We start from the raw sequence: 6,357 nt of genomic DNA, 5'->3' as shown, positions 1-6,357 counted from the left end.
CCTGCATGTCATTCCGGACTTGATCCGGAATCTCGTTTTGTACTACTTACTTTACGTAGGTTAAGTGAGAGATCCTGAAACAAGTTCAGGATGACAAGTTTGGGCGTTCGGGCGACAAAGTGGGAGGGTAAAAGGTAATTTCCCCCCATTCCGTCTTTGCGAGCCGTCTTTTGGCGTGGTAATTCCCTCGGAGGTACGCGGGACAAGACGTTCCTTCGCAATTGTCGCTTAAAGCATAACCAAGTTTGGCAGAACGATATTATTTTAAAGGAGTGAGATATGGAAAAAAGGTTGAAATTTTTATTTCTGTTGCTAACAATGGGAGTTGTAAGTTTATACGCTGAAAATACTGGTTACCAGGAATGGTTAAAGAAGAAAGAATCACTTATCAAAGATAAGAGTGTAGCAAGGTATTACACATTTGAAGATGTAAAAGATAGTAAAAGTATTGTAAAAGATTTAAGTGGTAACAACGGGGATTTAAAGTTTGTTCCTTACATAAACAGGCAGACAAAAGAAGTCTTTGATGATTTAAAGGTGGTTGAAGGTAGATGGAGCGACAAGAAAGCGGTTCGGCTTGATAGAGGTTGGTACCAAGGGGCTACATTTAATATACAAGACAAACAGTTTTCTGCTGAAGTTTGGTTTCGCAGGCAAGGTTTAGGTAGTATTCTGCCTGCAAGCAAACTAAATAACGGGCATTTAATGTCTGTTTCAGGGTATAGGCAAGGTTGGAGGTTGATTACTTCTTATAACCCTTCTTCTATAACATACGCACTCGGAGGCGAAGGTGGTAGCGGGAAAGCAGGTGCAAGTTTAAGCAAAAGAATAGCCATACAGGATAATATGTGGCAATATATTGCTATCACCTGGGACGGTAAAGAGATGAAGTTGTACCTAAACGGTAAACATATCGCTTCAAACAAGTTTGAAAAAGATTACTTACCTGTAGAAAGACCTGAACTATTCAAGATTGGTTTTTCAGAACTTGGAATAGGTTCCCTTATAACAGATATTGATGAAGTAGTGGTATACAATAGGGTCTTAACAGAAGAAGAGATAGAAGAACGTGGTATGGGTCCTAAAGGGTTATCTGAGAAAGATGTTTTTCAAAAAGCCGACTTTTTTGTAAAAAAAGGTGATTTTCAACAAGCTCGAGCAGAATACGAAAAATTGAAACACCTTCCTAATTATGGTAAAGAACTTTCTCTATTCAATATTGCTGAAAGCTACCGTCTGGAAAAAGATTATAATAACGCACATAAAACCTACAACGAAATAAATTCTTATGAAAAGTTGTCCCACAATTATAAAGTATACGCTCTCTTTAGAGAAGCAGAGGTTTATCTTGAAGAGAAAAATTTTGTAAAAGCAAGAGAGTGTTACGGAAAGATATTAAAAAAAAACACCTCTAACTATCACGGTTTTAAAGCAGAACTCTTAATTGGAGATATGTGGAAGAATGAAAAAAAATATTCTGTAGCAAGAACCATATATACCAACCTTTTTATAAAAGAGGAATCAAGTTCGTTCCCTAACGATGGTAACAGGCTTGATATTCGTAATAGACTTGAAGAAATTGAAGGTCTGGCAGACGGCAAAGAGTTAAAGAGTCCAAGGCAGAAAAGGGTAGAATGGGTTAATAGTCCAAAATATGAGATATACGTTTCTTTAAAAGGGAACGATAACAATCGAGGAACAAAAGATAAACCTTTTGCGACTATCAAACGAGCTCAAGAAGAGGTCCGAAAAATTAAAGAGAAAGGTATACCAGCAGGCGGTATATCAGTCTATTTGAGGGGTGGTAACTATTTTATCACAGACGGTATTGTTTTTGATACCCAAGATTCAGGGGCAGAGTTTTCTCCAATAGTATATAGAGGGTATCAGGGAGAAAAAGTTCGTATTATTGGTGGTAAACAGGTATCAAACTTTAAACCTTTGAAAGACCTTGACATTATAAAACGGTTACCTAAAGAATCAAAAGATAAGGTTTGGGTTGCAGACTTAAAAGAGGCAGGTATTACAGAGTACGGGCAACTGTTGCCCAGAGGATTCCCTGTAGCCAATCAAGGCGCACTTGAACTTATCTTTAATGAAAAGATAATGAAGTTAGCACAATGGCCTAACAATGATTGGGTTAGAGTGGCAGGGTTGGCTAAAGTTGATGGTGTATCTCGAAATGCTGAATTTGGTGAAGGAAAGTTTATCTACTCAGGAGATAGACCTGAAAGATGGAAAGATGAAAAAGATATGTGGGTCAAAGGCTACCTTGGGGTAGTTCAGCCTTATATAATGGTGCATTCACAAATTAAAAGTATAGATACAGAGAAAAAAATAATAGATTTAATGCCAAACACATACCCAAGAGCAAGATGGAAAGAGACAAGAGTTGCAAAAGACCACCCTTATTTTGTCTACAACATATTGAGTGAACTTGATATGCCCGGAGAGTTTTATCTGGACAGAAGTAGCGGAAAACTCTATTTTTATCCTCCTCAAGATATAACAAAAAGCGAGGTTATAGTTACAACTTTAGACAAACCTGTTTTCACTTTTAACAAAACTTCAAATATAGTTTTATATAACATAACTATTGAAGGAACCTGGCAACACGGAATAGTTATTAATGGTGGGAGAAACAACCTTATCGCTGGTAGTGTAATTAGAAATACAGGCCAATGGGCTGTTGTAATAGACGAAGGTTGGGATAACAAGGTTGTTGGTTGCGATATGTACGATATGGGGGAGGGCGGGGTTAACCTTAAACCTTTGGCGGTTAGAGGCGTTATGCCTTTTAGAAAAGAACTTATCCCTGCAAGACATCTGGTAGAAAATAACCATATACACAGGTTTAACAGGTTTTGTGGAGGGTATAGGCAAGGAGTTAGTGTTAACGGTATAGGTCAAATAGTTTCCCATAACGTAATACATGATAGCCCTCACCAAATGATATATTTTAATGCTAATGACCATATCATAGAATTTAATGAACTGCACGACGGTCCTTACGAAGGAAGAGAGATAGGTGCAATGTATATTTACGGAGAACCCTGGTATTTAATGAGCCGAGGCACAGTTACGCGTAACAACTTTTTTCATCATATATCCACCCATTCATCTCCCAACCTTACCCATGGTCTTAACGCTATACACGTTGATGCTATGAACGCCGGCTTGGTTTTTGTTGATAACATTTTTTATAGAGTACCTACTGGAATATCAAGTACCTACCCAGGAAACTATATAACCAACAATATGTTTATAGATATTGAAGGTAGAGGTGTTGGGCAAGGCGATAGGTCTAATATATTCTGTAATAATCAGGATATAGATGGAGGTCCAAATTTAAGAATGATGAGCGGAATGTCTCAACGGCTTCAAGAATTAAGGTATAAACAACCGCCTTGGAGTTATAGGTACCCACCATTAATTAATATGTTGGAGAGAGAACCTTCAAGTTGGGGTAGTATTCAAGGTAGCGTAATAGAACGGAATTTTAATACTGGAGGTGCTTTCATCTCTTTTGGAAGGGGAACCCAAGCATCTACCCATTTTAAGAATAATTGGGATGGTCAGGAACCTCTATTTATGGATAAAGAAAATATGGATTTTCGGTTAAGACCGGGTGCACCTATATACGGGCTTACAGGTTATGAACCTATCAATATAAGTAGTATAGGAGTTTATAAAGACCAACTTAGGGCAAGTTGGCCTATAAATAGAACAAAAGAAGATATAGGTAAATATTATAAATCAGATTGGTCTCCTCTTGGAGAAATGAAAGCAACTATGAGTGTTGTAAAAAGGAAAAGCCCTGCTCTTACTTATACCATACCAAAAAGAAAATTACCTGTTACGATAGACGGAAATTTGAATAAAGAAGAATGGTCTGGGTTAGATAAAAAAACGTCAATGGTGATAGAAAAATATTATACAGGTGATGATGCAAAAAAAGGTGCAAAAAGTTTTGTCTGGATGCAGTATGATAAAGATTATCTGTATGTAGGTATTATTAATGAACCAGACCCATGGATGGATGGTATGCGTGAGTCCTTAAAACGACATCTACCAGTAGTGGAGATTTCATTAGAAAGTCAGATTGGTTCCCATAGTAGAGGTTGGTGGCTTGAAGATATGCCAACAGGTCCAATATATGTTTTATGGGGCAAATTTGATGGTAAAGCAGAGGTTAAAAACAATTTCGGTATGCCCTTTAAATCTGTGAACGAGTTGGAAAAAAGTATAGAATTTAAGGTAAAAATAACCGATAATTCCACCCAAGCGTGGCAGGCAGAGATGAAGATACCTTTCAATAAGATAGGTATAGACCCTTCAGAGGTAGATAAACTTGCATTTAACATAGGAACAAACAAAAGAACTGGCTGGTTTGTCTGGATACCAACAGGGGCTTCTGTATGGCGGCTTGAAAATGCTGGGTTTATCCAATTTAAAAAATAATAAATAAATTTAATTCTTCTTTTGCTTTTATTTCCCAGTACATTCGCAAAGACGGAATGGGGGGTAGTATTGTCTTCTGCCCGCCACAATTTACCATCCTGAACTTGTTTCAGGATCTCTAACCTAATCCACGTAAAAGGGGTAGTAAAAACGAGATTCCGGACCAAGTCCGGAATGACAACCAGGGACAATCTCCCCTCTGGGGGAGAGGATGTAAGGTGAGGGGGGCTTTTTGTTTTATGCCTTTTCTTTCTCTGGGTGGGGTTTTGTTTAAGGGTTGGGGTTTAAATACCTGTGAGCGTTATACGAACTTCGAACATAGGTTCCGCTTTCTATATGTTTAAACCCCATCTCTTTACCTTTAGAGGCAAAAAAAAGGAACTCATCATCAGTAAGGTACCTTACTGTTTCCCAACTAGTTTTTTGGGGTGCAAGGTATTGTCCAATACTTAAAAAATCACATCCTGTAGAAACTATATCTTCCATTACATTAAGAACCTCTTCTCTCTTTTCTCCAAGTCCAAGCATAATCCCTGATTTTGTTAGTTGAGAATTATCTATGTTTTTAACTTTCTCAAGGACATATAAAGACCTCCTATAATCCGCTTTACTTCTTATGTAAGGGTATAGAGAAGGGACAGTTTCTATATTGTGAGCAAATACATCAGGTCTTCTTTCAACAACAGTTTTTATAGCACTTTCTTTACCCATAAAATCTGGAACAAGGGTCTCTATCTTTTTGTTGTCAAAATGTTCTTTAAATACCCTAATAAGGTCAGCAAACAACCCAGCACCACCATCGCCAAGGTCGTCTCTGGTAACACTTGTTATCACAACATAATCTATTTTAAGTTCATCAACTGCTTTAATAACTCTTAAAGGTTCTTTGTAATCGACAGGGATAGGTACCCCTTTTTTTATGTTACAGAAAGCGCAGTTTCTTGTACATATATCTCCAAGTATCAGAAAAGTGGCAGTCTTATTTTTAAAACATTCACCTATATTAGGGCATCTGCTCTCTTCGCATACTGAATGGAGGTTAAACTTTCTTAAAACATTTTTTGTGGTTACTGTATCAGAGAATTTTATTTTTTTTTTAATAAATTTTGTAGAAGTGTTCATATTCTATTCTCTTCTGTTTACTATCTCAAGGTGGGTTTTTATAAGCAGGTTTTCTTCTTCAGAAAAATCTTTCTCTTCCAATACTGCCTTAAAGACAGATACAAAACTCTCTTTCATCACTCCTGCGAACTCTTCAAAAGGAATTTCTCTTCCTAAAACCTCTCTGAGAGACGTTGAATTTGTTTTCGCAAGTGCAAGAGGCTCTTTAACGTACTTGCTTACCAATGGCATATCCAGAGTTATGGGTATTGAACCGTGTTGCATAATAACTTTCTTTTTTCTTCTTTGAGCGTTACCTCCAATCTTCTTCCCTCCGATAAGTATGTCGTAATCTTCAAAAGAGGAAAAACAGAATGTAGATTTAACCTTCTCTCTATTAGGGTTTTCAATCGCAAAATAAGGGTTAAGCCCAAACCTTCTGTATGTTTCCAGTATAAACTCACATAAGAGTTTGTATGCGTCTTTAACTGAATTTACCGGTCCGATATCTTCTTCTGAACAGGCAATAGAATATGTTACTTCATCACCGTGGAAGATTATCCCGCCTCCTGTAACTCGTTTTACAAAGGGAATGCCATCTTTTTCACATCTGTCAACATAAAGAACAGAAGCAGGGTTTTGCGAATACCCAAGACTAAATCCGTGGGGTTGCCATCCGTAGATCCTAAATATAGGAACGCAAGAATATATATGCATTTCAAGTAGGGCTTCGTCTATAGCCATATTTAGAGCAGGGGGCTTGCTTCCTGAATAGATAAAGCGCCATCTTTTCAT

3 protein-coding genes are annotated in these 6,357 nt (G+C 37.5%); 1 reads left to right on the top strand and 2 read right to left on the bottom strand.

Features of this window, described 5'->3' with window-relative positions:
• Nucleotides 1-279: 279 nt before the first annotated feature.
• Nucleotides 280-4,461, top strand: coding sequence for a right-handed parallel beta-helix repeat-containing protein (locus M0P98_05610; GenBank protein MCK9266339.1), 4,182 nt, complete (start codon nucleotides 280-282; stop codon nucleotides 4,459-4,461).
• A gap of 270 nt (nucleotides 4,462-4,731) precedes the next feature.
• Here the strand turns inward: M0P98_05610 and lipA are convergent, their stop codons facing one another.
• Both lipA and M0P98_05600 read right to left on the bottom strand, forming a co-directional pair.
• On the bottom strand, nucleotides 4,732-5,583 hold the full coding sequence (gene lipA, locus M0P98_05605; protein ID MCK9266338.1) for a lipoyl synthase: 852 nt from the start codon (nucleotides 5,581-5,583) through the stop codon (nucleotides 4,732-4,734).
• 3 nt (nucleotides 5,584-5,586) lie between these two features.
• Entirely contained in the window at nucleotides 5,587-6,357 is a 771-nt protein-coding gene (locus M0P98_05600) for a lipoate--protein ligase family protein (GenBank protein MCK9266337.1), read from the bottom strand.

The sequence above is a fragment of the bacterium genome, from assembly GCA_023230585.1.
GTDB lineage: Bacteria > Ratteibacteria > UBA8468 > B48-G9 > JAFGKM01 > JALNXB01.
This window is presented reverse-complemented; position numbering and strand designations above follow the sequence as displayed.

Excerpts from the sequence above, each read along its gene's own strand:
- M0P98_05610 (MCK9266339.1), top strand. The coding sequence starts at position 280 with ATGGAAAAAAGGTTGAAATTTTTATTTCTGTTGCTAACAATGGGAGTT.
- lipA (MCK9266338.1), bottom strand. The coding sequence starts at position 5,583 with ATGAACACTTCTACAAAATTTATTAAAAAAAAAATAAAATTCTCTGAT.
- M0P98_05600 (MCK9266337.1), bottom strand. The coding sequence starts at position 6,357 with ATGAAAAGATGGCGCTTTATCTATTCAGGAAGCAAGCCCCCTGCTCTA.